A 24,484-nucleotide genomic window follows, 5' to 3' on the forward strand; every position below is an offset into this window, starting at 1 on the left:
CCGGGTCAATGGCCGCCAGACGGGCGCGTCCGACGATCGGCTTTCAGCCCGCGCATAGGGCTGGTCTTATATAAGAGATATGATATCTGTCTACTCGGATCCGTCGGCTGGACCGGCCGGCGGACGGAGATCGCGTAGGGCCCCACCGGGCCGACGTGCAGGCGTCACATGGGCGTAAGATCCATCGGACGCGACAGGAAACGATCCCAAGCGGAGGCTTTATGACGTCCATCTGGAAAACGCTTGCGGCTGCGGCCGTCGGCCTCGCCCTCAGCGCCGCCCCGTCGCTCGCGCAGAGCTATCCCGACCGGGTGATCACGCTGATCGTGCCCTATTCGGCCGGCGGCCCCAGCGACCTGATCGCGCGCCTCGTCGGCGAGTCGTTGTCGAAGACGCTCGGCCAGCAGGTCGTGATCGAGAACGTCACCGGCGCCGGCGGCACGCTCGGCGCGTCGCGGGTCGCCCGGTCGGACCCGGACGGCTACACGCTGCTCATCCACCACATCGCTTTGCCGGCGAGCGCCTCGCTCTACGACAAGCTCAATTACGACACGGCGACCGCGTTCGAGCCGCTCGGCCTGATCAACACCGGCCCGATGGTTCTCGCCACCAAGCCGGGCTACGAGGCGAAGGACGCCCAGGCTCTGATCGCGAAGATCAAGGCTGACGGGGCCAACACGACGGTCGGCAACGCCGGCGTCGGCTCCAACGCCCATCTCTGCGCCAGCCTGCTGCAGCGCGCGACCGGCGCGAACTTCACGCAGGTTCCCTATCGCGGGACCGGGCCGGCCATGACCGACCTCATCGCCGGCCAGATCGACATGATGTGCGATCAGTCGACCAACGCCGTTCCCCCGGTGCTCGCGAACAAGATCAAGGGTTTCGCGGTCTCCTCCAAGGAGCGGCTGCCGGCGCTGAAGGATCTGCCGACGCTCGACGAGGCGGGCCTCAAGGGCTTCGAGTTCGTGGTCTGGCACGGGCTTTACGCGCCGAAGGGCACGCCGAAGGAGGTTCTCGGCAAGCTGTCCGAGGCTCTGGAGGTCGCGCTGAAGGATCCCAAGATCGTCAGCCGCTTCGCCGATGTCGGCACCACCGTGTTTCCGGAGCAGGAGCGGACCCCCGAGGCGCACAAGGCGCGCTTCGAGAAGGAGCTCGAGACCTGGAAGAAGGTGTTCGCCGAATCCGGCGACAAAGCGCCGAAGTGAGATCGAGGGCCGACGCGCCGGGCGCGAACCCGGCGCGTCGGCCCCGAAATCCGGAACCGAGCGTCAGGCCGCGTCGACGAGCAGCGACTGGCCCGGGTGCACTCGGGTGAAGGCGACCGGCTCGGTCGTCACGCCGATCGCCTCGCCGCTCTGGCGCACGACGGTGTAACGCGAGGCCGCGAGGTCCGACGTCTCCGGAAAATCCTCGCGGAAATGAGCGCCGCGACTGTCTTCGCGCGCCTGCGCCGCGGCGCAGATCACCCGGCTCGCAACGACCAGATTCTCGAGATTCAGCCGGTCCATCCAGGTGAGGTCGTAGCGGCGATCGCCGTCCGGCGCGCCCGAACGCTCGACGGCCTCGGCGAGGCCTGCAAGCGTCGCGGCGCCGCGAGCCAGCCCCTCGGCGTCGCGCAGGATGCCGACATCCGTCCACATCGCGTCGTAGAGCGCCTCCCGGATCGCGCCCAGGTCCTTGGACGGTTTGCCCAGCGGTCCGTAGGCCCGCGCCAGCCCGCGCTCGATCGCGGCGAGGTCGGGATCAGCGAGGCTTCCCTCCAGCCGCACGGCCCGGGCCATCGCCTTGCCGGCGACGCCGCCGAAGACGGTGGAGTTCGCGACGCCGTTGCCGCCGAGCCGGTTCGCGCCGTGGACGCCGCCGGTGTCCTCGCCCGCCGCGTAGAGCCGCGGCAGCTCCGTCGAGCAGTCGCCGCGGAAAGCGACGCCGCCCATCATGTAATGCGCGGTCGGGATCACCTCGACGCGGCCGGAGGCGAGGTCGAAGCCGCAATCCGCGCAGCGCTCGACCATGCCCTTGAAGCTCTTGCGCACCGTCTCCGGCCCGAGATGCGCCATCTCGATGTAGACGCCGCCATTGCCGGCGCCGAAGCCGTCGCGGATGCGCCGCATGATGGAGCGGCTCACGATGTCGCGCGTCGCCCGCTCGTTGCGCGGGTCGTAGAGGTGCATGAAGCGCTCGCCCGTGCGGTCGGTGAGCCAGCCGCCCGCGCCGCGCAGCCCCTCCTCTAGCACGGTGCCCGTCATCCGCGTGCCGGGTCCGGCAAGCAGGCCGGTCGGATGGAACTGCACCATCTCCATGTCGCGCAGCGGCAGGCCGGCGCGCAGCGCCATCGCGAGACCGTCGCAGGTCTTGTCGCCAGAAGGGGTGTGGAACTTGTACATCGTCGGCCCGCCGCCGGTCGCGAGCAGCGTGGCCTTGGCGCGGACGAGCAGCGGCGCGCCGGTCCGCATGTCGAGCATCAGCACGCCCGACAGCCCCGAGCCGTCCGCGGCCGGGATCAGCTCAAGCGCGCGATGGTCCTCGAGCCGATTCACGTCGCGCCGCCAGACCTGCTCCATCAGCCGGTTGATGATCTCGATGCCGGTGAGGTCGCCCTTGTGCACCGTGCGGTCGAAGGTCTGGCCGGCGAAGGCCTTCTGGTGGACCGAGCCGTCGGGGTTGCGGTCGAAGAAGCAGCCGAGCTCGGTCTCAAGCTCTCGGATGCGAACTTGAGCCTCCGTGACCAGTGTCCAGGCGAGGTCCTGGTCGTTCAACCACTTGCCGCCTTCGATCGTGTCCATGAAATGGCGCTCGACCGAGTCGCCGGGCGCCAGCGCGACGTTGTAGCCGCCCTGCACCATGCGGGTGCAGCCGCATTTGCCGAGCAGTCCCTTGACCGCGACGGTGACGTCGAGCTCGGGCGCCGTCTTCTTGGCGTGCAGCGCCGCGAACAGCCCGGCGCCGCCGGAGCCGAGGATCAGGATGTCGGTGTCGAAGACGCTCGGGCGCGGCGTCATTCGCTGGCCCCGAGGCTTGCGAGCACTGCGTCGCGACGCGACGCGACGTCCTCGCGCACGTTCGCGTAGTGCGAGCCGCCATGCGAATCCATGCCGACCAGCAGCGGGCCGAAGTCGCGGATCTTGAACTTCCAGAGGCTTTCGGGGTGAAGGTCGTCCATGTCGACGTCCTCGATCTGCTCGATCCAGGTCGTCTCCAGGGCCGCGGCCCCGCCGACGATCGCGAGATAGGCGCCGCCGAGATCACGGAACGCGGCCGACGTCTCCGGCCCCATGCCGCCCTTGCCGATGATGAGCCGCACGCCCTCGCGCTCCATCAGAGGCCGCGTGAAGCGCTCCATCCGCTGCGAGGTGGTGGTGCCGATGCAGAACGGCGTGTAGCCGACCGGGGCGTCATCGGATCGCTCGACGCGGTGGACGTTCGGCGCCGTGTGGATGACGGCGTGGCCCTTGAGGTCGAAGCGGGTCTTCCGGTCACGGTCGAACATGTGGATCAGCGTCGCGTCGCGGATGCCGAACAGCGTCCTCCGCAGCGTGACGGTGTCGCCGACCTTCAGCGCGCGGACGGCCGCCTCGTCGACCGGCATGTCGAGGACGTGGTGGGTCATGAAAGGCTCCGCCTTGGAGACACGTGCCGCGCGCTTCGAGACGCCGGCCTCACGGCCGGCTCCTCAGCATGAGCAGGATGAGAGTTCCGGAACGCGCCTGCCTCCTCATGCTGAGGAGGCGCGCAGCGCCGTCTCGAAGCACGCACGGACAGGTCACCCTCCTCAGCTGAACGCGATGCCGCCCGGCGTGATCGTCGCCATGGCGCGCCGCGCGGAGTGGCACTGGATGTTCACCGCGACGGGATTCTGCGTGATGTGCGTCGCCGCGATCTCGACATGGACGGCGAAGCTGGTCGACCGGCCGCCCAACCCTTGCGGCCCGACGCCGAGCTCGTTCACCGCGCGCGACATCTCCGCCTCGATCTTCGCGCCTTCCGGGTCGGAGCAGACCGTCTTCAGCGGCCGCGTCGCGGCGATCTTGGCGAGGTGCATGCAGAGATCCGAGGTGCCGCCGAGCCCGACGCCGACAATGGTCGGCGGGCACACCCGGCCGCCGAGCTCGATCACCCGGTCGATCACGAAGCGCTTGGCGGCGTTGATGCCCTGCGATGGCAGCAGCATCTGGAGGAACGAGCCGTTCTCCGATCCCGAGCCTTTCGGGATCATCTCGATCGCGACCGTCTCCTCGCGCTCGTCGAAGTCGACATGGATGATCGGCACGCGCACGCCGCAGGAGGTCTGGTCGTTGTGCCGCGTGATCGGATGCACGACGGAGGAGCGCAGCGAGTTCTCCTTGGTGGAGCGCTCGCAGCCACGGCGGATCGCGGCCTTGAGCTCCGCGCCGTCGAACTCGACATGCCGGCCGATCGTAACGTTGTAGATCGGGATGCCCGTGTCCTGGCACAGGATGTTGTTGGTTCGCTCCGCGACCGCGACGTTCTCGACCATCGTGCCGAGCACGGTCTTCGCGGTCTCGCCGGTCTCCGCGCCGACGAGCTCCTTGAAGCCGGCCTTGATGTCCGGCGGCAGAATCTTCAGCGCGCGAATGTAGAGATCGGCGCAGAGCCGTTCGACTTCATGCATGTCCAGACGCATGACGTCCTCCTTAAAACAACAGCGCGGCCCCGGATGCGATCAGCATCAGGGCGAGAAACTGCTTGAAACGGGCTTCATCGAGCTTGCCATAGAGGGCGAAGCCGAGCCATGCGCCGAGCGCGAGCGGCGGCAGCGCCAGCAGGAACAGCTTGAGCCCGTCGCCGCTGATGGCGGCGACGCCAAGCAGGCTGAGCGTCAGCAGATGCGCGAACAGGATGAAGGGCTGGTAGACGCCGCGCGCGACCGCCTTCGGCCAGCCGCGCAGCTGCGTCCAGATCGTGGGCAGCACGCCGGACAGTCCGGCCGCGCCGCCGAGCACGCCGCCGAGGAACCCGACCGCCGCGTCCGCGGGCCGGCCCCCGCCCTCGATCCGCGGCAGACGGGGCGCGAGCAGCGTGTAGGCGCCGTAGAGGCAGAGTCCCGCGCCGATCGCGAGCTTGATCGGGTGCGGATCCACCTGCGAGACGAAGGCGACGCCGACCGGTATTCCCAGCGCCGCGCCGATCAGGAAGGGCGTGAGCCGCTCGCGCTCGATTGACCGCCGGATCGGCCAGACCAGCGTGACATGCAGCAGGCTGCCGCAGGCGACGATCAGCGTCGTGACCTGCAGCGGCTCCAGCGCATGCAGCCAGATCGCGGCCGCCGCGAGCGCGAAGGCGAAGCCCGCCCCGCCGGCCGCGATCGCGCCGACGAAGGCCCCGGCCCACAGGACGGCGATGGTGGAGAGCGGCACGCCGAACGCGGCGGTCATGCCGCGTTCAGCAGAAAGAGGAGGCCGACGGCGAGCGCCGCGGCGGCGCAGACGGCGACCACGAGAGAGGTTCGTTCGCGGGTCCCGAGCAACTCGATCGCGAGCAAGCGCAGACCGAGCGCCATGTGCAGGGCGAGCGCCGTGACGAGCCCCCACTCCGCGAACCGGACCAGCGGATTGTGGGTGAGCGCGAGGAAGCTCTCCAACCGATCAGCGCCGCCGAGCGCCGTCCCGAGCGCCAGAAAATGCAGCGGAAGGAACAGGGCGAGGGCTACGCCCGACAAGCGGTGCAGCAGCGCCGCGACGAAGCCAGGCTTGCGGCGCGAGCCGCGGAAGGCGTCCGCGACCGCGCTCATGCCGCGTAGACCGCAAAGGCGGCCCGCAGGCCAAGCGCCGCGATGACGGCGGCGAAGGCGAACATCGCCGCGTCGAGCGACCGGCCGCGCCACGCCGTCCATTCCCGCAGCACGCTGCGCAGCCCGATCGGTGCGTGGACGGCGGCTGCGAGCGCGAACAGCGAGTAGAAGGCGAGCGTCCAGCCATTGCCCGAGGTTCGGCCGAGGATGTCGCCGGCGGTGAGGCCGCTGCGCACGGCGTAGACGATGGTGCCGAGATGGACGGCGACGGCGACGGCCAGAACGAGCGCCGTCATGCGTTGCGCGAGGTAGAGCGCCGGGCTCATGCGCGCCGCCTCCACAGACGCTTCGCGGTCGCCCGCTTCAGCCCGGCGATCGCGTAAGTCGGGCTGAGATCCTTCGGGCAGAACTCGGTGCAGCTCATGTGGCTGTGGCAGGAGTGGCAGCCGGCGTCGCCGGAGACGGCGGCGAGCCGCGCGTCCTGCCCCTCGTCGCGCACGTCGTTGACGAGCGTCCAGGCGCGGTTGAGCGCGGCGGGCCCGAGATAGTCCGGATTCCAGGAGACGACGTCGCAGGCGGAGTAGCAGGCGCCGCAGTTGATGCACTCCACGCCGGCGTCGGCCGCCTGCCGCTCCGGGCTCGCGGGCTCCACCTTCGCGAAGTCGTCCGCCGGTCGCTCGCCAGGCTCGAAGAACCCTTTCGCGTCCCGCCACTTCTCGAAGAACACCGCCATGTCGACGGCGAGATCCTTGACCACCGGCAGGTTCTTCAGCGGCTCGAGCGTCAGGGCGCCGTCCTCGGCGACCTTGGCGACGCGGGTGCGGCAGGTCCAGCGCGGACGCCCGTTGACGGTCATCGCGCAGGAGCCGCACATGCCGACGCGGCAGGCGAAGCGGTAGGCGAGCGACGGGTCCTGCTCGCGCTGGATCTCCGTCACCACGTCGAGCACGGTCTGGCTCTCCCGGCGGGCGACCCGGAACGACTCGAACCCGCGCTCGGCGCCGCGCCAGACGCGGACCGCGAGTTCGCCGCCGCCTGCGGCCTCAGCTTCCTGATGCGTCATGGATCTCGGGGAAGAACAGGTCGCGCCAGTCTTCCGTCTTGGCCGCGACCAGGCCTGCGCGGTTCATATAGTTCAGATAGGACAGCATCTTCTTGGGCGTGGTGGTCCACTCGTTCTCAGGGGACTTGATGATCGCGACCGCGTCCTCCTGCGACATCTTCACGTTCTCGGCCTTGAGCCAGAGCGCCGCGACGCCTTCAGGGTCGGATTTGATCCGCTCCATGCTCTCGTTGAGCGCGGCCACGAAGGCCTTCATCACCATCGGGTTGGCGTCGGCGAACTTCGACGAGGCCCAGACGATGTTGAAGGTGTGCGGCCCGCCGAGGACATCGTAGCTGTCGAGGACCTTGTGAGCCTTCGGGTTCTTCAGCTCGATCTCCTGGAAGGGCGACGAGCCGAAATGCGCCGTGATCTCCGACCCGCCGCCGAGCATCGCGGTCAGAGCGTCCGGGTGCCCCATCGAGACGGTCAGGCTGTCGAGCTTGCCCTGCTGGCCCTCGCCGAACGCCTTCTCCGCCGCCATCTGCAGCGTCACCGCCTGGATCGACGTCTTCACCGTCGGCAGGGCGATCTTGTCCTTCTCGGTGAAGTCCTTGATCGTCTTGACGTCGGGGTTGGTGGTGACGAGGTAGAGCGGCATCGCGTTCAGCGCGGCGACGCCCTTCACCTTGAGGTTCTTCTGGGTCTTGCCCCAGATCGTCAGCGCCGGGCCGACGCCGCCCGCGGCGAAGTCGAGATTGCCCGACAGCAGCGCCTCGTTCATGCCGGATCCGCCGGTGAAGCGGAGCCACTCCGTCGTGAGGTCAAGGCCCGCGGCTTTGGCCTGCTTCTCGAAGAGCTTCTCCTCCTGCATCACCGTCAGCGGCAGGTAAGAGATGCCGAACTGCTTGGCGAGCCGGACGGTCGACACTTCGGCCGAGGCCGACCCGGCGAAGCCTGCGGCCAAAGCCGCGGCGAGCGCGAGAACGCGCGTGATCGCGAACCCCATGCGAAACCTCCCTCGCCGTCTTTGCGGCGTCTTTTTTCACGGGCGCTTTGTCGTTCCGCGCCTCGATCGAAGGCTACCGTGGCGCGGCCCTCCGATCAACCGTCTTAGGTCATATATATGATATGTGACTCAGCTCTTCCGGCCTTGCGCCGGCACGCGCTCGTCACGTCTGCATCCCCCAGCGGTGGATGGTGCGCGCCTCGATCGTCTGGAAGATCAGGTTTTCGACGACGAGCCCGATCAGGATGACGGCCAGCAGTCCCGCAAAGACGTTCGGGATGTCGAGCATGTTCTTGTTTTCGAAGATGAACCAGCCGAGGCCGCCCGAGCCCGAACTGACGCCGAAGACGAGTTCGGCCGCGATCAAGGTGCGCCAGGCGAAGGCCCAGCCGATCTTGAGGCCGGTCAGGATCGACGGGAAGGCGGCCGGAATCAGGATCTTGGTGATGTAGCTCGCGCCGGTCAGCCCATAGTTCCGGCCGACCATCTTCAGCGTCCGGCTGACGGACAGGAAGCCGGAATGCGTGTTCAACGCGATCGCCCATGTCACGGAATGGACCAGCACGAAGACCAGACTGCCGTTGCCGAGCCCGAACCAGATCAGCGCCAGCGGCAGGAGCGCGATCGCCGGCAGCGGGTTGAACATCGACGTCATGGTCTCAAGGAAGTCCGAGCCGATGCGCGACGCGATGGCGAGCGCGGTCAGCAACGTCGCGAGCAGAACGCCCGCCGCGTAGCCCATCAGCAGAACCTTGAGCGACGACCAGGCGCGCGCCGGCAGCGTGCCGTCCGCGACGGCGTTCACGAAGGCGGTGACGGTGGCGCTGAAGGTCGGAAACAGAAGATCGTTGTCGAGATAGCGCCCGTAGATCTCCCAGATGACCGCGAGCGCAACCAGGATCAGCCCCTTGCGGACGAAGCCTTGATTGTAGATCAGCTCCAGCGTCGACAGCGGCTTCTCGATGACGGCGATGTCGCCCGCCTGCTCCGTGTCTCGGACGATCTCCGGGCGATGGGGCGCCAGGCGGAGCGGCGTGGGCGTAGGCGCTGAGGCGTCACGCATGGGCGAGCTCCCGCTCCGCGCCTTCGGTGATCTCCTCGGCGAACAGCATGTCGTGGATCCGCCGTTCGAGCGCGGGGACCGCCTGCGGGTCCGTCGTGCCGTCGAGTTCGGCGCGGACGCGGCCGGGATGCGGCGACAACAGGAGGATGCGGTTGCCGATCTTGATCGCCTCGGGGATTGAATGCGTCACGAACAGCACGGTGAAACGCGTCTCGTCCCAGAGCTGAAGCAGTTCGTCCTGCATCTTGCGGCGCGTCAGCGCGTCGAGCGCCGCGAAGGGCTCGTCCATCAGCAGGATGTCGGGCTCCATCGCCATGCCGCGCGCGATCGCGACGCGCTGCTTCATGCCGCCGGACAGCATGTGCGGGAAGCTGTTCGCGAAACCTGCGAGATTGACCTTCTCGATGTAGTGCATCGCCTTCTCGTCGGCCGCCCGGCCGGCGAGGCGCCCCGAGGCGGTGAGCGCGAAGGCGACGTTCTCGCGCACGGTCTTCCAGGGCAGAAGCTGGTCGAACTCCTGGAACACCATCATCCGGTCGGGTCCGGGCTTCGCGACCCGCGCGCCCTTCAGCCGGATCTCGCCCTCGGTCGGCGCCATGTAGCCGCCGACCGCTTTCAGCAGCGTCGACTTCCCGCAGCCCGACGGACCGAGCAGGATGAAGCGGTCGCCCTGATGGACGTCGAAGTCGACGCGATAGGTCGCGGTGATGAGATGGTGCGGGGTCTTATAGCGCAGCGTTACGCCGTCGACCTGCAGCAAAGGCGATGCCGGGTCCATGCGTCCTCCCTTGGACGAAGCGGCCGCCGCGTTCTTCGTCGCGTTCAGCCTGTCGCCGCCCCCGGACCGAACATCGGAAAGGCCAGGGCGCACGCCGCGCCCTTGGCCTCTCCGCATCGTCTCCGACGACGTCCTGCAGCGTCTTTTGAGCGCCTTGCCGGGACGCTAAGCGAGGCTGGAGCCGATGTAAAGCAGTCTCATATCTTTTATAAGACTACCGCCGCGAAGATGGGACGACGAGCGGCGGCGGACCGGCTCCAGCGGGCCCGTTCAGCGCAGCTCCGACAGATAGTGGACCTTGTCGGTCAGGCAGACGCTGAGCCGCCACTCGACCGGCTGGCGTTCCAGGGAGAGCGCGAGACGGTCGATCCGCAGCGCGGGCGCTCCGGCCTTCGCTCCGAGCGCGTCGGCGTCCTCGGCGGTGAGCGCGACCGCCTTCAGCCGCTCGCGCGTGCTCGCCACCGCGACGCCGAAATGGACGGCGTAAAGGCCATAGAGATTGTTCGGGATCTCCATTCCAGCGAGGCCTGGAAACAAAGCGTCCGGAAGCGCGACGTCCTCCACGATGGTCGGCCGGCCCGCCATCGAGCGGAGCCGCCGGATGCGCGTCACCCGCGCGTCCTTCGGGAGCTTGAGCGCCTCGCGCTCGGCGGCGTTCGCCTTGCCCTGCGCGAGCGAGAGCACGGCGCTCTGCGGAAAGGAGCGGTCGCCGTCGTCGCCGACCAGCTTGAAAAACTGGAACATGACGCGTTCTTCGTCGTGGCGGGCGACGAAGGTGCCGCGTCCCTGCCGCCGCACCACGAGATTGTCGGCGGCCATGGCGTCGAGGGCCTTGCGCACGGTGCCCTGGCTGACGCGAAGCTCGGCGGCGAGCTGAATCTCGCTCGGCAACGGCTCGCCGGGCGCCCAGACGCCGTCGACCAGACGGCGGATCAGCTTGTCGCGCACCTGCCGGTACAGCGGACGGAAGCCGAGCGCCTCTTCGTCCCCCACTGGCGCGATAGGCTCGCGGTCGCTGTTCGTATCCTCTGGCCCCATTGGCGGCATGCCCTTCGAATCGCGCTCCGCGCCAGCCGGCGCAGGCCCCACCAGCAGACGCCCGACGGCGGCGGCCGTCCAGTCCTCTATCTTATATCAGGCGTCAGACTGTCGCGCAGGCGGATCGCTGCGTCATGCGCCGCTGCAATGCGCCGTCCGCGGTCGGCGCCATGGACGGACGCCGTCCGGGTCTCTATGTCCGCGTTCCATGCCCCCGATCCTTTCCATATCAGGCTTGTCGAAAACCTACGCGTCCGGTTTCCAGGCGTTGAAGTCGGTCGACCTCGAAATCGACAAGGGCGAGATTTTCGCGCTGCTCGGCCCGAACGGCGCGGGCAAGACGACGCTGATCTCGATCGTCTGCGGGATCGTCACGCCGTCGACCGGCGAGGTGACGGTCGACGGGCACGACATTCAGACCGACTTTCGCGCCGCCCGGTCGCTGATCGGCCTGGTGCCGCAGGAACTGACGACCGATTCCTTCGAGAGCGTCTGGGCGACCGTCAACTTCTCTCGCGGCCTGTTCGGCAAGCCGAAGGACCCGGCCTTCGTCGAGAAGGTGCTGAAGGACCTGTCGCTCTGGGACAAGAAGGACGCCCGCATCCTGACGCTGTCCGGCGGCATGAAGCGGCGCGTGCTGATCGCCAAGGCGCTCGCTCACGAGCCGCGCGTGCTGTTCCTCGACGAGCCGACGGCGGGCGTCGACGTCGAGCTTCGGCGGGACATGTGGGAGCTTGTGCGGGGACTGCGCGAGACGGGCGTCACCATCATCCTCACGACCCATTACATCGAGGAGGCGGAGGAGATGGCCGATCGCATCGGCGTCATCTCGAAGGGCGAGATCATCCTGGTCGAGGACAAAGCTGCGCTGATGTCGAAGCTCGGCCGCAAGCAGCTCACGATCTATCTCCAGGATCCGCTGACCGCCATGCCGGCCGGGCTCGCCGCCGACCACAGGCTCGAGCTCGCCGAGGACGGCGGGGCCCTCACCTACACCTACGACACGCAAGGGGAGCGCACCGGCATCACCCGCCTTCTGACCGACCTCGGCGCGGCCGGCATCCGGTTCAAGGATCTGCAGACCCGGCAGAGTTCGCTTGAGGACATCTTCGTCGACCTGGTGAGGGAACGGCGATGAATCTGCGCGCGATCCAGGCGATCTACCTGTTCGAGATGGCGCGCGCCTGGCGCACCGTGCTGCAGAGCGTCGTGTCGCCCGTGATCTCGACCTCGCTCTATTTCGTGGTGTTCGGAGCTGCGATCGGCTCGCGCATCCAGGAGATCGACGGGGTCGCCTACGGCGCCTACATCGTGCCCGGCCTGATCATGTTGACGCTGCTGACGCAGTCGATCGCCAACGCCTCCTTCGGGATCTACTTCCCGCGCTTCGCCGGCACGATCTACGAGCTGCTCTCGGCGCCGGTGTCCTTTATCGAGATCGTCATCGCCTATGTCGGCGCGGCGGCGTCGAAGTCGATCATCATCGGCCTGATCATGCTCGCGACGGCCGCCCTGTTCGTCCATGTCGAGATCCGCCACCCCTTCTGGATGATCGCATTCCTGATCCTTACCGCCGTCACGTTCAGCCTGTTCGGCTTCATCATCGGCATTTGGGCCGACGGGTTCGAGAAGCTGCAGCTGGTGCCGCTGCTGATCGTGACGCCGCTCACCTTCCTTGGCGGCGCGTTCTACTCGATCGACATGCTGCCGCCGTTCTGGCGGGGGGTGTCGCTGTTCAACCCTGTAGTGTATCTGGTCTCGGGCTTCCGCTGGAGCTTCTTCGGCAAATCCGACGTCGGCGTCGGCGTCAGCCTAGCGATGACCATGGTGTTCCTCGCCCTGTGTCTTGCGGGCGTGCGCTGGATCTTCAAGACGGGCTATCGCCTGAAGGCGTGACGCGGCGGGACGCGATCTGGAAGGACCTGTCCCCGGTCCAGACGATCCAGATGGTGATGACCGACGACGGTCATGCCCACCATCTCGTAGCGTGACCGCAGATCCGGCGGGGTCGTCGGCAGGACTGCCGCGGCCTTAGCCCGTCACCACGGGTCCATGTTGCTCGGCGCCGCCATCCCCCGCTCGGCCCGACCCGCCCGTTCGTGGGCGAGCCGGCGGCGGACATAGACTCCCGGATCGTCCGGCAGCGTCTCGAGCCAGCGGCGGGAGGCGGCGACGGTCTTCACCATCATCGGATCGAGCCGGTGGGCGAGCTGCTCCGGCGGCCGGGCGACGTTCATCTGGGCGTCGCCGGTGCGCCCGGCCCCGCTCTGCGACGAGCCGATCGATCCAGTCGCCTTCTTGGTCTCCTGCGGCCGATCCGACTGTTCGGCGCGTCCCGAGCGAAAGACTTTGCTGGGCCCGGCGGACGTCGCCTCGCGGCCGCTGTCGCGGTCGCCGGCGGCGCCCTCGCCGGTCGAATTGACCTCGTTCTCGGCGTCGCTCGGGGCCTCGCCGCCGCGCTTGTTCTGGCTGGCGCTGGCGTTCGCGGGGTTGTTGGCGTCGCGCCCCTCGGCGCGCCGTTTGGCCAGCATCGACTCGATCAAGGCGAGATTGTACCGCGCGTCCTCGTCGTTGGGATCGCGCTCCAGCGCCGAGTCGAACGCCTTCACCGCCTCCGCGAGCCGGCCGTCGCGGGCGAGCGCGAGACCTACGTCGTAGAGCTGGCCGGGGAAGTTCGCCTGCCGGAAGGCGTCCGCCGCCTCGGCGTAGCGCCCTCCCGCGTAGAGCGCGGCGCCGTCCCAGACCGCGCCCCCGAGCACGAGCGCCGCGGCTCGATCGGCTCCGGCCGCGTGCAGGGCGCGACCCGTCCGCTCGCGAAGGTCGCCGAACGCGAGCGCCGCCAGAATCGCCGCCGCCAGGATCGCAATGCGCGTCACGAGTCTCCCGCCTCCGCGACCAGCCGGGGCGGCCGACCGCCCGCTTGTCGCAAATGCCCCGGCCCCGCGCAAACGGGATTCGCCGCCCGCCGATCTTCGCTGCTATTCTTTCCGCCCATGTGGATCGTCAAGAACATCCTCGGCCTGATCGCAGCGCTCGTGCTGATGGCGTTTTGCGGCGTCACGGCGTTCTTCATGGCGCGCACCACCCCCAGCGTCCATCCCGGGTTTTTCTATGGGGCGGCGCTTTCGATCTACACCATGCTCATGTTGGCGCTCATGCATTTCAATCCGCTGAGGTCGCGTCGCCGGAGCGAATGACGCTCTCGCGCGCCAGAAGAGCCCGCTTCCGCTCGACGCCCCAGCGGTAACCCGAGAGCGAGCCGTCCGAGCGCACCACGCGGTGGCAGGGGATCGCGACCGCGATGGCGTTCGACGCGCAGGCACCGGCCACCGCGCGCGTCGCCTGAGGGTCGCCGATGCGGCGGGCGATCTCGGCGTAGCTTGCGGTCTCACCCAGGGGAATCTCCTGCAACGCCTTCCAGACCCGCTGCTGGAACGCGGTGCCGCGCACGTCGAGCGGCAGGTCGAGCCCGCGGGCTGGCTCCTCGACGAAGCCGACGACCTGCGCGACCAGCGTTTCGAAGCCGGCGTCGCCTCCGATCAGCTCCGCTTTGGGGAAGCGGTCCTGCAGGCTCCGGACGAGCAAGTCGGGATCGTCGTCGATGAAGATCGCGCAGACGCCACGCGCGCTCGCCGCGACCAGGATCGCGCCGAGCGAGCATTGACCGACCGCGAAGCGGATGGCGGCGTCAGCGCCTCCGGCGCGATACTGCGTCGGCGTCATGCCCAGCACCCGAGTCGAGGATTCGTAGAAGCGGCCGTTCGAGTTGAACCCGGCGTCGTAGAGCGCCTCGGTCACGCTCGAGCCCGGGCGCGCCAGAGCCAAACGAACGCGGCCCGAGCGATGCTCCGCGGCATAGGCTTTGGGGGTCACGCCGGTCATTGCTTTGAACACACGATGAAAGTGGAAGGGGCTGAGGCCGGCTCCCGCGGCCAATGCGTCGAGGCTGGGAGGCTCTTCCGCCGCCTCGATCCGGCGACAGGCGTCGGCGACGAGCGCCGCGCGCCGCTGCTGGAGGCCGGCGGCCTCGGGACGGCAGCGCTTGCAGGGCCGGAAGCCCGCCGCCTCCGCCTCGGCGGCCGTGGCCATGAAGGCCACGTTCTCGGGCTTCGGGCGGCGCGCCGGGCATGTCGGGCGGCAATAGATCCGCGTCGTCCTCACCAAGACGACGAAGGCGCCGTCTGCGGCCGGGTCCCGCTCGACGAAGGCGCGCCAGCGCGGGTCGTCTTCGATGGGCGGCGCGTGGACGTCGGGGGGCGGAAACATGGCGTTCATCCTGGTCTCCTGGATTGGGTCTCTCAAGCGCCCTCCATCTGACCGGGCCGCGGGTGACGGCGCGCTCCGCCGCTTGCTCTCAATGTCCGAAACCCTGACGCTTCCCCGGCTTCGATCGCAAGGACCGGAGCGTCGGCCGTGTCGCGCTGCGGCACGATGCGGCTCCGGGGCCTGAGGGATCAAGCATGCGCATCCTGCTGACCGCCGCCCTCCTGGCCCTTTCGGCGCTTCCGGCCGGCGCGGAGACGGAGTTGCGCGGCGGCTCCTACGAGGTCGCCATTCGGCTCGACCTGCCTCACATCGAAAGCCGTGGCGCCAAGACGGCCGTGATCTGCGTCGGCGAAATCGCCGCCGGGAAGGCCGCGGCGTTCCCCGTGCTCAGCGACAACAATCCGCTGGCGCGTTGCCCTGCGAAGAACCTGCGCCGGGACGGCGACGCGATCCTGTTCGAGATCGTCTGCGGCGGCGTCAATTCCGGCAAGGCCTACGCGCTCTATGAGCTTGCCGGAGACCGGTTCCAGGGCAGCATCGCCATGACGATGGGCGGCAAGAACATGACGATGACCGAAGTCCAGCGCGGCCGGCGCGTGGGCGACTGCGCTCCCGCGCCGCGCTGACCGGGGTTAGCCGCCGTAGCGCTCGGTGCGGATGATCGAGGCGGCGACGCCGTCCGCGAGAAGCGCGTCCGTCGCCGTCTCGACGAAGGCGTTCGATCCGCAGACGAAGACATGCGCCGGCGGACGCGGCAGGCGGCCGAGCGCTTCCGCCGCCATGGCGGCGTCGATGCGGCGTCCATGGTCGCCGGGCCGCCTCGGGCGGTCGCGGGACGTGGCGAGCACGAGATCGAAGCCGTCCCGCCGGTCGTGGAGCGCGATCAGCTCGTCGCGGAACAGCGCGTCGTCCCACGTCCGGGACGCCAGAATGAGCAGCGTCGGCTCAAGCGATCCGCGCGCCGTCCTGTGCCGGATCATCGCCATCAGCGGAGCTGCGCCTGAGCCCGCTCCGATCAGCAGCAGGGGCCCGCCGTCGTCGACGCTCCAGACGAAATGGCCGCCGATCGGTCCGCGCAGCTCGATCGCGTCGCCGATCGCCGCGACCTCGTGAAAGAATTGCGAGACCTCGCCGTTCTCGAGCCTTTCGATCGCGAGTTCGATCGTATCGGGGGCCTCCGGCGCGGAGGCGATCGAGTAGCTGCGGCGCGCCTGGTAGCCGTCCGGCGCCGTGAGCCTCACGTCGACATGCTGGCCGGCGCGGAACGCGAAGGGCGTCTCGGGCGCGAGGATGAAGCTCGTCACGCGCGCGGTGCGGGGCACGATCTCAGCGATCGTGGCGGCGCCCCAGACGCTTGGGGTCGCGCTCACGGATCGTCGTGATAGCGCTGCTCGCGCCAGGGGTCGCCATACATGTGGTAGCCGCGAAGCTCCCAGAACCCTGCGGTGTCCGTCTCCGTGAACTGCAGTCCGCTGACCCATTTCGCGGATTTCCAGAAATACAGGTGCGGCACCAGCAGCCGCGCCGGGCCGCCATGGTCGGGCGTCAGCGGCGCGCCGGCGTATTTCGTCGCCACCATCGCCCTGCCGGAGACGAGATCGGCGGCCGGCACGTTGGTGGAGTAGCCGTCGAAGCCGTGCGCCAGCACGAAGGGCGTGGGCGGCGCCTCAAGGCCTGCCGCCGCCAGGATGTCGTCGATCAGGACGCCCTCCCATTCGGTGTCGAGCTTCGACCAGGTGGTGACGCAATGGATGTCACGCGTGAACGTGCTGTGCGGCAGCGCCTGGAACTCCCGCCAGCTCCATGTGGCCGCCGGCCGCGGGCCGATCTTCACCACGAACGACCAGTCCTCGAGCCGGACAGTGGGCGTCGGCCCAGCCGACAGAACCGGGAAATCCGTGGTGAGCGCCTGTCCAGGCGGCGTCCGTAGCGCCATGTCCGGCGTCGGTCGCCGACCTTCGAAACCGCGGGTGACCATCGACCTGATCCTGTTGCGTCGGCGCGAGTTAAGCGGGTTCCCGCCCTGCCGCCAAGGGGAATGGACGAAGAGGAATGGACGGACGATCCGCGCTCCGAGGCGGCGGGCGGGGCACATGGGTTGGGGCCCGCCTGTCGACCGCTCCTGAGACGCGCCACCCAAATTCAGTTGAGCGGCGGCCGACCCCGCCTTGCGGATCTGTCGATCTGTGAGTAAACATTCACTCACGCATCCCAGCGCCGCTTCGGCCGCTCATCGGAGCCCGTCATGCTGCTCTCGCTGCTTCGCACGCGTCGGTTCGCGCCGTTGTTCGGCTGCCAGCTGTTCGCGGCCTTCAACGATAATTTTCTCAAGAACGCGCTCGCGATCCTGCTGATCTTCCAGATCGGCGGCGGCGCCGGCGCCAAGCTGGTCACGCTTGCGACGGCGATCTTCATCCTGCCGTTCTTCCTGTTCTCCGCCCTCGGCGGCCAGATCGCCGACCGCTACGACAAAGCGGTCGTCGCGCGGCGTCTCAAGCTTGGAGAGATCGGCGTCGCGGCGATCGCCGCCGTCGGCTTCGTGACCGGCTCCGTGACGCTGCTGTTCATAGCGCTGTTCCTGACCGGCGTGCTTTCCTCCCTGTTCGGTCCGGTGAAGTACGGGATCCTGCCGGACCACCTCGCCCGCGAGGAGCTGGTCTCCGGCAACGCGCTGGTCGAGACCGCGACCTTTCTGGCGATCCTCGCCGGCACGGTCGGCGGCGGAATCATGGTGGCGGAAGCGAGCCCCTGGGCGATCGCCGGCGTCACGATCGGCGTGTCCGTGCTCGCCTGGTTCTGCGCGACGCTGATCCCGCCGACCGGCCAGAGCGCGCCCGACCTCGTCATCGACGACAACATCGCGAAGAGCGCCTTCCGCCTGCTCGGCGAGCTCCGGGAGAATCCGCGGCTCTGGATCGCGGCCATCGCGATCTCGGGCTTCTGGATGGTCGGCGCGATCATCCTGTCGCTGCTGCTCCCGCTCGCCAAGCAGACGCTCGGCGGGTCGGAAAGCCTCGTCACGCTGTTCCTCGCAGCTTTCACCATCGGCATCGCGCTCGGCTCGCTCGTCGCGGCCAGGCTGTCGGAGCGGCGCATCCTGCTCGTGCTCTGCCCGATCGGCGGCGTGCTGACCGGCCTTTTCGCGATCGACCTCGCCGTCGCGACATGGGGCATGGCGCCCGCGGGGCCGGCGGTCGGCTGGCGCGAATTCATCCGCTCAGCCCACGACATCCGTATCCTGATCGACTTGATCGGCATCGCGGCGGCGGGCGGCCTGTTCGTCGTGCCGATCTTCGCGTTTCTGCAGTCGGAGGCGGGCGAGGATCGCCGCGCCCGCGTGGTCGCGGCGAACAACGTGCTCAACGCCGCCTTCATGGTCGGCGGCTCCGTCGTCCTCATCGCGCTCCAGGCGGCCGGCCTGTCGACGCAGGTCCTGATCGGCCTCGTCGGGGCGCTCTGCCTGATCGGCGCGCCCTTCATCGGCAGGGTGCTCCCGGGCTCGATGCTGCGCGACGCCGTGCACCTGCTGCTGTCGCAGGTCTACCGCGTCGAGGTGCGCGGCATGAACAACCTGATCGACGCGCCGAAGAAGGCGGTGATCGCGGTCAACCACACCAGCCTGATGGACGCGCCGCTGATCATGTCGCTGCTGGCGGACGATCCCGTCTTCGCGGTCAACAGCCAGATCGCCGAACGCTGGTGGGTGAAGCCCTTCACCAAGCTCGTGCGCGCGTTCCCGATGGACCCGGCCAAGCCGCTCGCGACCCGGGCGCTGATCAACCTCGTGAAGGAGAACAACCGGCTGGTGATCTTCCCCGAGGGACGGATCACCGTCACCGGCTCGCTGATGAAGGTCTATGACGGCGCGGGCCTCATCGCCGACAAGGCCGACGCGGTCGTCATTCCCGTCCGCATCGAGGGCCTCGACCGCTCGCTGTTCTCCTATCTCACGACCAAGCAGATTCGGAAGCGGCTGTTCCCCCGGGTCACGGTGACGATCCTGCCGCCCGAGCCGCTGAACGTCGACAAGACCCTCGTCGGCCGCAAGCGTCGGCGCGCGGCCGGGCAGGCGCTGACCGACGTCATGTCGCGGATGATCTTCACGACAACCGATATCGACCGCACGGCGCACGCAGCCGTCGTCGCCGCGGCCCGGGCCGACGGCTTCAACGAGGCCGCCGTGGAGGACGCGCTCGGCACGAAGCTGAGCTATCGCAGGCTGCTCGCGGGCGCCGCTGCGCTCGGCGGCAAGATCGACGCCTTCACCGCGCCCGGCGAAAACGTCGGCGTGTTCCTGCCGAACGCGGCGGGCGTCGCGCTCGCCATTCTCGCGCTGCACCGTTCGGGCCGCGTGCCGGCGATGCTGAACTACACCGCGGGCCCCGCGAACCTCGTCTCCGCCTGCAAGGCGGCGGAGGTGAAAACCGTGCTGACCTCCCGCGCCTTCATCGAGAAGGGGCGGCTCCAGAAAGAAGAGGCGGCGCTCGGAGACGCCGTCGACCTCGTCTATCTCGAGGACGTCCGGGAGACGATCGGCCTCGCCGACCGGCTGCGCGGACTTCTCGTCAGCGGCCGGGCGGCGGAAGGCGACGGCGGCGCGCCGGCGGCGATCCTGTTCACCTCCGGCTCGGAAGGCGCCCCCAAGGGCGTCGTCCTGACCCACCGCAATCTGCTCGCGAACGTCGCGCAGGTCGCCGCCCGCATCGATTTCGGCCCGGCGGACGTCGTCTTCAACGTGCTGCCGGTGTTCCACGCCTTCGGGCTGACCGGCGGCCTGCTGCTGCCGCTGGTTTCGTCGGTGAAGACCTATCTCTACCCCTCCCCGCTGCACTACCGGATCGTGCCGGAGATGGTTTACGGGACGAACGCGACCGTGCTGTTCGGCACGGACACCTTCCTCGCCGGCTACGGCCGCACCGCCCATCCTTACGACTTCCGTTCGCTGCGGCTCGTGGTGGCCGGCGCCGAGGCGGTGAAGGTCGAGACCCGAAAGCTCTGGTCAGAGAAGTTCGGGCTGCGCATCCTTGAGGGCTACGGCATCACGGAGGCCGGGCCGGTCGTCGCGGTCAACACGCCGATCTTCAACCGCAACGGCGCCGTCGGCCGCCTGCTGCCGGGCATGGAGCATCGGCTGGAGCCGGTGGAGGGGATCGAGGACGCCGGCCGGCTCGCGATCCGCGGGCCGAACGTCATGGCCGGCTATCTCAAGGCCGACGCCCCTGGCGTTCTACAGCCGCCAACCGACGGCTGGCACGACACCGGCGACATCGTGACGATCGACGAGGACGGCTTCGTCACGATCCGCGGCCGCGCCAAGCGCTTCGCAAAGATCGCCGGCGAAATGGTCTCGCTCGGGTCGGTCGAGACCACGGTGCAGAAGCGCTGGCCGGGCGGCGGCCACGCGGCGACCACCGCGCCCGATCCGCGCAAGGGCGAACGCATCGTGCTGGTGACGACCGACCGCTCGATCGATCGAGGCGCCCTGCAGATCGCGTTTCGCGAGGCCGGGCTTCCGGACCTCGCCGTGCCGGCCGACGTCCGGATCGTGGACAGGATCCCGCTGCTGGGCTCGGGCAAGACCGATTACGTGACGATCAAGACGCTCGCCGCCGAGGAGAAGACCAAGGAGGCCGCGGAATGACGGCCGTCCGCGCTCCGAACGCGACGCGCGGGAGGATCGAGGCGGCTGCGCTGAAGCTGTTCGCGGCGAAGGGAGTCGACGGGACCTCGGTGCGCGACATCGCGCTCGAGGTCGGCGTGACCGAAGGCGCGCTCTACCGCCACTTCGCCTCGAAGGAGGAGCTCGCCCGCGCGCTGTTTCGATCGCGCTACGGCGCGCTCGCTCGCGGCGTCGAGGCCGTCCGGGCGCGCGAGAGCGGCTTCCCGGCTCGGGTCGAAGCCCTCGTCGACTTCTTCGCGCGCAACTTCGACGACGACCCCGACGGCTTCGCCTATGTGCTGATCTCGCAGCACGAGCATCTGCGGGCGCTCGAGGCCGCCTCGCCCGACAACCCCGTGGAGGCGCTCGGTCGGGTGTTTCAGGACGCGATGACGGCGGGCGAGATCCCCCATGACGACGTGGCGCTGGTCACGGCCCTCGCGCTCGGGCTCGTCCTGCAGCCGGCGATCTTCCGGATCTACGGCCGGCTCGCGACACCGCCCTCGGCCCATCGCGAGCGCATCGCCGCGGCGGTCCTTCGCGCGGTGGGCGCCGCGACGTAGGGTTTACGGCGCAGAGGACGGCTGAACATTTGGCTTGCGAATTGCTGCATCGCGGCGTTCAATTGCGGTCATGCAGCAAAGGCCCCTCAGATGACGTTCGTTGTCCGCTGGACGCCGACCCTCCCCGAGATCGTCGTGAGTCTTCCGACCGCGGAGGACGTTCTTCGCCTGACCAGCGAACTCGTGGCGACGGGCTCGTCCGACATCACCGTCATCCATGACGGAGAGCCGGTGGAGATCGCCTCGCTGCGCAAGGACGCCGCGGAGTAGCGCGCACCGTCGGCACGCCGGCCGGCGACGTCCTCGTCGTGCGAACCTGACCCACTCGCCTTCCCGCTTCGGCTTCTCGAACGTCGACTCAATCGGCGAACAGGACGCACGCCGCCCTCCAGCCCGCTCGCAGTCGTCCTGGCTACGCGTCGCGGTCCTGCGACCCGTCGGGTTCCGGGCGGGCGGCCCCTGCCGGCGCGCCCGCTTCGATCGCCGAAAGCACGCGGGAGCAGACGGCGTCGGCGCCGGCGGCGGCGCGCGCGCGCGTCCATGTGATCGTTCCAATCGAGCGGGTGAGCTGCTGCGCGACCACATCGGCCGTGGCGTCGGAGACGTCGCCGGTTCGCGCGCGCACGCGGCCCATGAGCAGGTCGGGATCGGCGTCGAGCCAGACGCCGGTGAACGCCGTCCCGGCTCCAGCCGCCGCGTCCGCAATGCGCGAACGTTCGTCCGGCCGGTCGAAGACGGCGTCGGCGACCACGGCGTGACCGAGCCGCAGAATGCGCTCAGCCCGCAAGCCAAGCTGGGCGTAGACCCGTCGCGAAACGTCGGGGCGATAGGCGGCCTGCGGCAGCCGGGTCTCGGCTGACACGCCGAACAGCTGTTTGCGGATCCGGTCGGTCGCCAGGATGCGGGCGCCCGGCGCCGGTCCGAGGTCGGGCGCGAGCGCCGCCGCGACCGTGGACTTTCCCGAGCCGGACAATCCGCCGACGGCCACAAGCCGGGCGGGGACCGGCTCCAGGAGCGCCTGCGCGAGACCGAAATAGGCATGCGCCTCCTGCAGACTGGCCGGCGCGGCGTCGCCGCCGCCGACGCCCTGGGCCGCCGCGACATGCGCCCGCACGGCCGCCCGGACCGCCATCAGGAACGCCACAAGCGGGAGGCCATCCTCCTCGTCGGACGCGTCGAGATAGCGGTTGAAGACCAGATTGGCTTCGGCGCGACGGCCGCGACGCCACAGATCCATGAGCAGGAAGGCCACGTCGTAGAGGACGTCCGTGGTCGCCAGCGTCTCGTCGAATTCGAGGCAGTCGAAAAGCGTGGGCTCTCCGTCGACGAGGCAGATGTTGCGCAAATGGAGATCGCCGTGGCAGCGACGCACCTTGCCGGCGCGGGCGCGGAGGTCGAGCAGGGGCGAGAGCGCCTCCAACCGCGCCCGGAAGGCTCCGGCTAGTCTCGCCGCAGCCTCGGGAGGAAACACGGCCGTGGCGGCGAAGGCGCGCTCGTTGCCCTCCAGCACGGTGGCCATGCGAAGCGCGCCCTGGGGAGACGGATCGATCTCGGCGCTCGCGTGGAAGGCGGCGATCCGGTTCGCCAGCCGGGTCAGCATCGGCTTGGTCAGCTCGTTCCTGAGGGCGAGCCGCTCGAGCAGGCCGTCCTGGTCGAACCGGACCATCTCGACGACGGCGTCGACGAGCGGCCCGTCGCCATTGAGCGTCAAGCCGCCATCGGCACGCCGGGTTATCCGATGGACCGCCCGATAGAGCGCCGGCGCGGTGCGCCGGTTCAGCGCGAGCTCGCGCTCGCAGGCGGCGAGCCGACGTTCCGGCGTCGAGAAGTCGACATAGTCGAGCCGCACCGCGCGCTTGAGCTTGATCGCGCGCGGACCGGACAAGAAGACGAGGGAGATATGAGTCTCGATGAGCTCCGCCTGCGCCGCGCCGGGGAAAGCCGCGTCGGAGTTGAGGAAAGCGATCGTCTCGTGCTGATCCACGCCTGACACGGCTCCGCCTCCTCCTGTTGCGCGCTTCGACGCATCCTCGCGCGCGGCGCAGGCGTCCGCCTTGATTTCAGTCACGCGCCATGGCTGACGGACGGACGTCGGGACCAGCGCCGAGGCGCGGCGCGGCGAAGGTCCGGCCGAGGCGGCCCCGACGCGGGCCGTCGGCAGCGCCGTCCGGCGCCGGCGCGAGAGCCGCAGAAACGACGTCTCACCTCATGAAGGCGCGAAAGCGCCGCAGCGCCAGCGCGAACAGCACGGATCCGATCGCGAGCAACGCCGCAAACTGCGGCCACACCACCTCGAAGCCGGCGCCGCGGAACAGGATCGCCTGCGCCATGATCACGAAGTGCGTGTTGGGCGCGGCCAGCATCAGCGTCTGGACGATTTCGGGCATGCTCTCGCGCGGCGTGACGCCGCCGGACAGCACCTGCAGCGGGAGCAGGACGAGCATCAGCAGCATGCCGAACTGCGGCATCGTGCCGGCGACGGTCGCGAGGAACACGCCCATGCAGGTGGTCGCGAACAGATGCAGCGCCGTGGCCGCCAGGAAGAGCGCGATCGATCCCTCGATCGGCACCGCGAGAAGCCACTGGATCACGAAGACGATCGAGACGGTCGAGGCGAGCAGGACCACGAGCCCCATCGACCAGATCTTGCTGAGCATGATCTCGACCGCGGTCACCGGCATCACGAGCAGATGCTCGATCGTGCCGTGCTCGCGCTCGCGGATCAGGGCCGCTCCGGTGAGCACGATCGACAGCATGGTGATCGACGAGATGACGTTGTGGATGGACCCGAACCAGCTCTTGTCGAGCTGCGGGTTGAAGCGCGCCCGCAGAGCGAGATCCACCGGCAGGCTCGCGACCATGCGGTTGCGTTCCAGGAAGGCCGTCACCTCGCCGGAGACGATCGACTGGACGTAGCCGCCGCCGGTGAAGGCCTGCGACATGCGGGTGGCGTCGATGTTCAGCTGAACGGTCGGCGAGCGCCCGGCGAGCAGGTCGCGCTGGAAGTTGGGCGGGATGTCGAGCGCGAAAGTGTCGAGCCCGGCGTCCATCCGGCGGTCCATCTCCGGCTGGGTGATGAGTTTCGGCGGCGTGAAGTAGGGCGGATAGAACGCCGCCACGATGCGCGCGGAGATCGGCGACTGGTCCTCGTCGACGATCGCGATCGCCGCTTTGTTCAGCGTCTCCGGGATCGCGCGGGACCCGGAATACACCGAGAGCGTGAACGCGTAGACGACGAGCAGCAGAAGCATCGGGTCGCGCCGGAGGCCGCGCAGTTCCTTGCCTCCCAGCTGCAGGATGTTGGCGAGGCGCATCGG

General features: G+C 68.9%; 25 protein-coding genes. 8 read left to right on the forward strand and 17 right to left on the reverse strand.

Going from position 1 to position 24,484, the window contains the following annotated elements; genetic code table 11:
* Positions 1 to 221 precede the first annotated feature (221 nt).
* Positions 222 to 1,205, forward strand: a complete 984-nt coding sequence (locus ACO2RJ_RS11965) for a tripartite tricarboxylate transporter substrate-binding protein (RefSeq protein WP_423268228.1) — start codon at positions 222 to 224, stop codon at positions 1,203 to 1,205.
* A gap of 63 nt (positions 1,206 to 1,268) precedes the next feature.
* On the opposite strand, the gene ACO2RJ_RS11970 is transcribed toward ACO2RJ_RS11965, so the two are convergent.
* The 11 genes from ACO2RJ_RS11970 to ACO2RJ_RS12020 form a co-directional block, all read right to left on the reverse strand.
* Positions 1,269 to 2,999: an L-aspartate oxidase gene (locus ACO2RJ_RS11970; protein WP_423268229.1), complete on the reverse strand. Its 1,731-nt coding sequence runs from the start codon at positions 2,997 to 2,999 to the stop codon at positions 1,269 to 1,271.
* Positions 2,996 to 3,607, reverse strand: coding sequence for a fumarate hydratase C-terminal domain-containing protein (locus tag ACO2RJ_RS11975; RefSeq protein WP_423268230.1), 612 nt, complete (start codon positions 3,605 to 3,607; stop codon positions 2,996 to 2,998). Before ACO2RJ_RS11975 ends, ACO2RJ_RS11970 begins: the two co-directional genes overlap by 4 nt.
* Before the next feature lie 162 nt (positions 3,608 to 3,769).
* Positions 3,770 to 4,642 carry a fumarate hydratase gene (locus ACO2RJ_RS11980; protein WP_423268231.1) on the reverse strand — a complete coding sequence of 291 codons (873 nt, stop codon included), beginning with the start codon at positions 4,640 to 4,642 and terminating at the stop codon, positions 3,770 to 3,772.
* Between the two features lie 10 nt (positions 4,643 to 4,652).
* Complete coding sequence (locus tag ACO2RJ_RS11985; RefSeq protein ID WP_423268232.1) at positions 4,653 to 5,393, reverse strand: sulfite exporter TauE/SafE family protein; 741 nt, start codon at positions 5,391 to 5,393, stop codon at positions 4,653 to 4,655.
* Positions 5,390 to 5,749 carry a succinate dehydrogenase, cytochrome b556 subunit gene (gene sdhC, locus ACO2RJ_RS11990; RefSeq protein ID WP_423268233.1) on the reverse strand — a complete coding sequence of 120 codons (360 nt, stop codon included), beginning with the start codon at positions 5,747 to 5,749 and terminating at the stop codon, positions 5,390 to 5,392. The genes ACO2RJ_RS11985 and sdhC overlap by 4 nt, the downstream gene beginning before the upstream one ends.
* Positions 5,746 to 6,075, reverse strand: a complete 330-nt coding sequence (locus ACO2RJ_RS11995) for a succinate dehydrogenase (RefSeq protein ID WP_423268234.1) — start codon at positions 6,073 to 6,075, stop codon at positions 5,746 to 5,748. The genes sdhC and ACO2RJ_RS11995 overlap by 4 nt, the downstream gene beginning before the upstream one ends.
* Positions 6,072 to 6,812: a succinate dehydrogenase/fumarate reductase iron-sulfur subunit gene (locus ACO2RJ_RS12000; RefSeq protein ID WP_423268235.1), complete on the reverse strand. Its 741-nt coding sequence runs from the start codon at positions 6,810 to 6,812 to the stop codon at positions 6,072 to 6,074. The genes ACO2RJ_RS11995 and ACO2RJ_RS12000 overlap by 4 nt, the downstream gene beginning before the upstream one ends.
* A complete protein-coding gene (locus ACO2RJ_RS12005; RefSeq protein ID WP_423268236.1) occupies positions 6,793 to 7,800 on the reverse strand; it encodes an ABC transporter substrate-binding protein in 1,008 nt (335 codons plus the stop codon). Before ACO2RJ_RS12005 ends, ACO2RJ_RS12000 begins: the two co-directional genes overlap by 20 nt.
* 163 nt (positions 7,801 to 7,963) lie before the next feature.
* Positions 7,964 to 8,863: an ABC transporter permease gene (locus tag ACO2RJ_RS12010; RefSeq protein ID WP_423268237.1), complete on the reverse strand. Its 900-nt coding sequence runs from the start codon at positions 8,861 to 8,863 to the stop codon at positions 7,964 to 7,966.
* Positions 8,856 to 9,641, reverse strand: a complete 786-nt coding sequence (locus ACO2RJ_RS12015) for an ABC transporter ATP-binding protein (protein ID WP_423268238.1) — start codon at positions 9,639 to 9,641, stop codon at positions 8,856 to 8,858. The genes ACO2RJ_RS12010 and ACO2RJ_RS12015 overlap by 8 nt, the downstream gene beginning before the upstream one ends.
* Before the next feature lie 270 nt (positions 9,642 to 9,911).
* A complete protein-coding gene (locus tag ACO2RJ_RS12020) occupies positions 9,912 to 10,634 on the reverse strand; it encodes a GntR family transcriptional regulator (protein ID WP_423268239.1) in 723 nt (240 codons plus the stop codon).
* 253 nt (positions 10,635 to 10,887) lie between these two features.
* Here ACO2RJ_RS12020 and ACO2RJ_RS12025 point away from each other — a divergent pair, with 253 nt between their 5' ends.
* Positions 10,888 to 11,817, forward strand: coding sequence for an ABC transporter ATP-binding protein (locus ACO2RJ_RS12025; protein WP_423268240.1), 930 nt, complete (start codon positions 10,888 to 10,890; stop codon positions 11,815 to 11,817).
* Complete coding sequence (locus ACO2RJ_RS12030) at positions 11,814 to 12,575, forward strand: ABC transporter permease (protein WP_423268241.1); 762 nt, start codon at positions 11,814 to 11,816, stop codon at positions 12,573 to 12,575. Before ACO2RJ_RS12025 ends, ACO2RJ_RS12030 begins: the two co-directional genes overlap by 4 nt.
* A gap of 143 nt (positions 12,576 to 12,718) precedes the next feature.
* On the opposite strand, the gene ACO2RJ_RS12035 is transcribed toward ACO2RJ_RS12030, so the two are convergent.
* Positions 12,719 to 13,555, reverse strand: a complete 837-nt coding sequence (locus tag ACO2RJ_RS12035) for a tetratricopeptide repeat protein (RefSeq protein WP_423268242.1) — start codon at positions 13,553 to 13,555, stop codon at positions 12,719 to 12,721.
* Between the two features lie 117 nt (positions 13,556 to 13,672).
* Between ACO2RJ_RS12035 and ACO2RJ_RS12040 the strand changes: the two genes are divergently transcribed.
* The gene (locus tag ACO2RJ_RS12040; RefSeq protein WP_423268243.1) at positions 13,673 to 13,876 is read left to right on the forward strand and encodes a hypothetical protein; all 204 of its coding nucleotides are present in this window, start codon (positions 13,673 to 13,675) and stop codon (positions 13,874 to 13,876) included.
* Here the strand turns inward: ACO2RJ_RS12040 and ada are convergent.
* Complete coding sequence (gene ada / locus ACO2RJ_RS12045; protein WP_423268244.1) at positions 13,842 to 14,954, reverse strand: bifunctional DNA-binding transcriptional regulator/O6-methylguanine-DNA methyltransferase Ada; 1,113 nt, start codon at positions 14,952 to 14,954, stop codon at positions 13,842 to 13,844. The two genes, ACO2RJ_RS12040 and ada, sit on opposite strands and share 35 nt — an antisense overlap.
* A 185-nt stretch (positions 14,955 to 15,139) precedes the next feature.
* Between ada and ACO2RJ_RS12050 the strand changes: the two genes are divergently transcribed.
* Positions 15,140 to 15,571 (forward strand): DUF3617 domain-containing protein, encoded by a 432-nt coding sequence (locus ACO2RJ_RS12050; RefSeq protein ID WP_423268245.1) that lies wholly within the window; start codon positions 15,140 to 15,142, stop codon positions 15,569 to 15,571.
* 6 nt (positions 15,572 to 15,577) lie between these two features.
* Here ACO2RJ_RS12050 and ACO2RJ_RS12055 read toward each other — a convergent pair whose 3' ends face one another.
* The gene (locus ACO2RJ_RS12055; protein ID WP_423268246.1) at positions 15,578 to 16,315 is read right to left on the reverse strand and encodes a ferredoxin reductase; all 738 of its coding nucleotides are present in this window, start codon (positions 16,313 to 16,315) and stop codon (positions 15,578 to 15,580) included.
* Positions 16,312 to 16,923 carry a sulfite oxidase-like oxidoreductase gene (locus ACO2RJ_RS12060; RefSeq protein WP_423268247.1) on the reverse strand — a complete coding sequence of 204 codons (612 nt, stop codon included), beginning with the start codon at positions 16,921 to 16,923 and terminating at the stop codon, positions 16,312 to 16,314. The genes ACO2RJ_RS12055 and ACO2RJ_RS12060 overlap by 4 nt, the downstream gene beginning before the upstream one ends.
* 267 nt (positions 16,924 to 17,190) lie before the next feature.
* On the opposite strand from ACO2RJ_RS12060, the gene ACO2RJ_RS12065 reads away from it, so the two are divergent.
* The 3 genes from ACO2RJ_RS12065 (at position 17,191) to ACO2RJ_RS12075 (ending at position 21,437) form a co-directional block, all read left to right on the forward strand.
* Positions 17,191 to 20,586 carry an acyl-[ACP]--phospholipid O-acyltransferase gene (locus ACO2RJ_RS12065; RefSeq protein WP_423268248.1) on the forward strand — a complete coding sequence of 1,132 codons (3,396 nt, stop codon included), beginning with the start codon at positions 17,191 to 17,193 and terminating at the stop codon, positions 20,584 to 20,586.
* Positions 20,583 to 21,167 carry a TetR/AcrR family transcriptional regulator gene (locus ACO2RJ_RS12070; RefSeq protein ID WP_423268249.1) on the forward strand — a complete coding sequence of 195 codons (585 nt, stop codon included), beginning with the start codon at positions 20,583 to 20,585 and terminating at the stop codon, positions 21,165 to 21,167. Before ACO2RJ_RS12065 ends, ACO2RJ_RS12070 begins: the two co-directional genes overlap by 4 nt.
* Positions 21,168 to 21,257: 90 nt before the next feature.
* A complete protein-coding gene (locus tag ACO2RJ_RS12075; RefSeq protein ID WP_423268250.1) occupies positions 21,258 to 21,437 on the forward strand; it encodes a hypothetical protein in 180 nt (59 codons plus the stop codon).
* Positions 21,438 to 21,579: 142 nt separating this feature from the next.
* On the opposite strand, the gene ACO2RJ_RS12080 is transcribed toward ACO2RJ_RS12075, so the two are convergent.
* Positions 21,580 to 23,160 (reverse strand): AAA family ATPase, encoded by a 1,581-nt coding sequence (locus ACO2RJ_RS12080; RefSeq protein WP_423268251.1) that lies wholly within the window; start codon positions 23,158 to 23,160, stop codon positions 21,580 to 21,582.
* 208 nt (positions 23,161 to 23,368) lie between these two features.
* Positions 23,369 to 24,481: an ABC transporter permease gene (locus ACO2RJ_RS12085; protein ID WP_423268252.1), complete on the reverse strand. Its 1,113-nt coding sequence runs from the start codon at positions 24,479 to 24,481 to the stop codon at positions 23,369 to 23,371.
* Between the last annotated feature and the right edge of the window lie 3 nt (positions 24,482 to 24,484).

The sequence above is a fragment of the Hansschlegelia sp. KR7-227 genome (genome assembly GCF_049446035.1).
Classification (GTDB): Bacteria; Pseudomonadota; Alphaproteobacteria; order Rhizobiales; family Methylopilaceae; genus Methylopila.

Bases quoted from the DNA above. Each gene is read 5' to 3' on its own strand.
- ACO2RJ_RS11965 (WP_423268228.1), top strand. From the start codon at position 222: ATGACGTCCATCTGGAAAACGCTTGCGGCTGCGGCCGTCGGCCTCGCC.
- ACO2RJ_RS11970 (WP_423268229.1), bottom strand. From the start codon at position 2,999: ATGACGCCGCGCCCGAGCGTCTTCGACACCGACATCCTGATCCTCGGC.
- ACO2RJ_RS11975 (WP_423268230.1), bottom strand. From the start codon at position 3,607: ATGACCCACCACGTCCTCGACATGCCGGTCGACGAGGCGGCCGTCCGC.
- ACO2RJ_RS11980 (WP_423268231.1), bottom strand. From the start codon at position 4,642: ATGCGTCTGGACATGCATGAAGTCGAACGGCTCTGCGCCGATCTCTAC.
- ACO2RJ_RS11985 (WP_423268232.1), bottom strand. From the start codon at position 5,393: ATGACCGCCGCGTTCGGCGTGCCGCTCTCCACCATCGCCGTCCTGTGG.
- sdhC (WP_423268233.1), bottom strand. From the start codon at position 5,749: ATGAGCGCGGTCGCGGACGCCTTCCGCGGCTCGCGCCGCAAGCCTGGC.
- ACO2RJ_RS11995 (WP_423268234.1), bottom strand. From the start codon at position 6,075: ATGAGCCCGGCGCTCTACCTCGCGCAACGCATGACGGCGCTCGTTCTG.
- ACO2RJ_RS12000 (WP_423268235.1), bottom strand. From the start codon at position 6,812: ATGACGCATCAGGAAGCTGAGGCCGCAGGCGGCGGCGAACTCGCGGTC.
- ACO2RJ_RS12005 (WP_423268236.1), bottom strand. From the start codon at position 7,800: ATGGGGTTCGCGATCACGCGCGTTCTCGCGCTCGCCGCGGCTTTGGCC.
- ACO2RJ_RS12010 (WP_423268237.1), bottom strand. From the start codon at position 8,863: ATGCGTGACGCCTCAGCGCCTACGCCCACGCCGCTCCGCCTGGCGCCC.
- ACO2RJ_RS12015 (WP_423268238.1), bottom strand. From the start codon at position 9,641: ATGGACCCGGCATCGCCTTTGCTGCAGGTCGACGGCGTAACGCTGCGC.
- ACO2RJ_RS12025 (WP_423268240.1), top strand. From the start codon at position 10,888: ATGCCCCCGATCCTTTCCATATCAGGCTTGTCGAAAACCTACGCGTCC.
- ACO2RJ_RS12030 (WP_423268241.1), top strand. From the start codon at position 11,814: ATGAATCTGCGCGCGATCCAGGCGATCTACCTGTTCGAGATGGCGCGC.
- ACO2RJ_RS12040 (WP_423268243.1), top strand. From the start codon at position 13,673: ATGTGGATCGTCAAGAACATCCTCGGCCTGATCGCAGCGCTCGTGCTG.
- ada (WP_423268244.1), bottom strand. From the start codon at position 14,954: ATGAACGCCATGTTTCCGCCCCCCGACGTCCACGCGCCGCCCATCGAA.
- ACO2RJ_RS12050 (WP_423268245.1), top strand. From the start codon at position 15,140: ATGCGCATCCTGCTGACCGCCGCCCTCCTGGCCCTTTCGGCGCTTCCG.
- ACO2RJ_RS12060 (WP_423268247.1), bottom strand. From the start codon at position 16,923: ATGGTCACCCGCGGTTTCGAAGGTCGGCGACCGACGCCGGACATGGCG.
- ACO2RJ_RS12065 (WP_423268248.1), top strand. From the start codon at position 17,191: ATGCTGCTCTCGCTGCTTCGCACGCGTCGGTTCGCGCCGTTGTTCGGC.
- ACO2RJ_RS12070 (WP_423268249.1), top strand. From the start codon at position 20,583: ATGACGGCCGTCCGCGCTCCGAACGCGACGCGCGGGAGGATCGAGGCG.
- ACO2RJ_RS12075 (WP_423268250.1), top strand. From the start codon at position 21,258: ATGACGTTCGTTGTCCGCTGGACGCCGACCCTCCCCGAGATCGTCGTG.
- ACO2RJ_RS12085 (WP_423268252.1), bottom strand. From the start codon at position 24,481: ATGCGCCTCGCCAACATCCTGCAGCTGGGAGGCAAGGAACTGCGCGGC.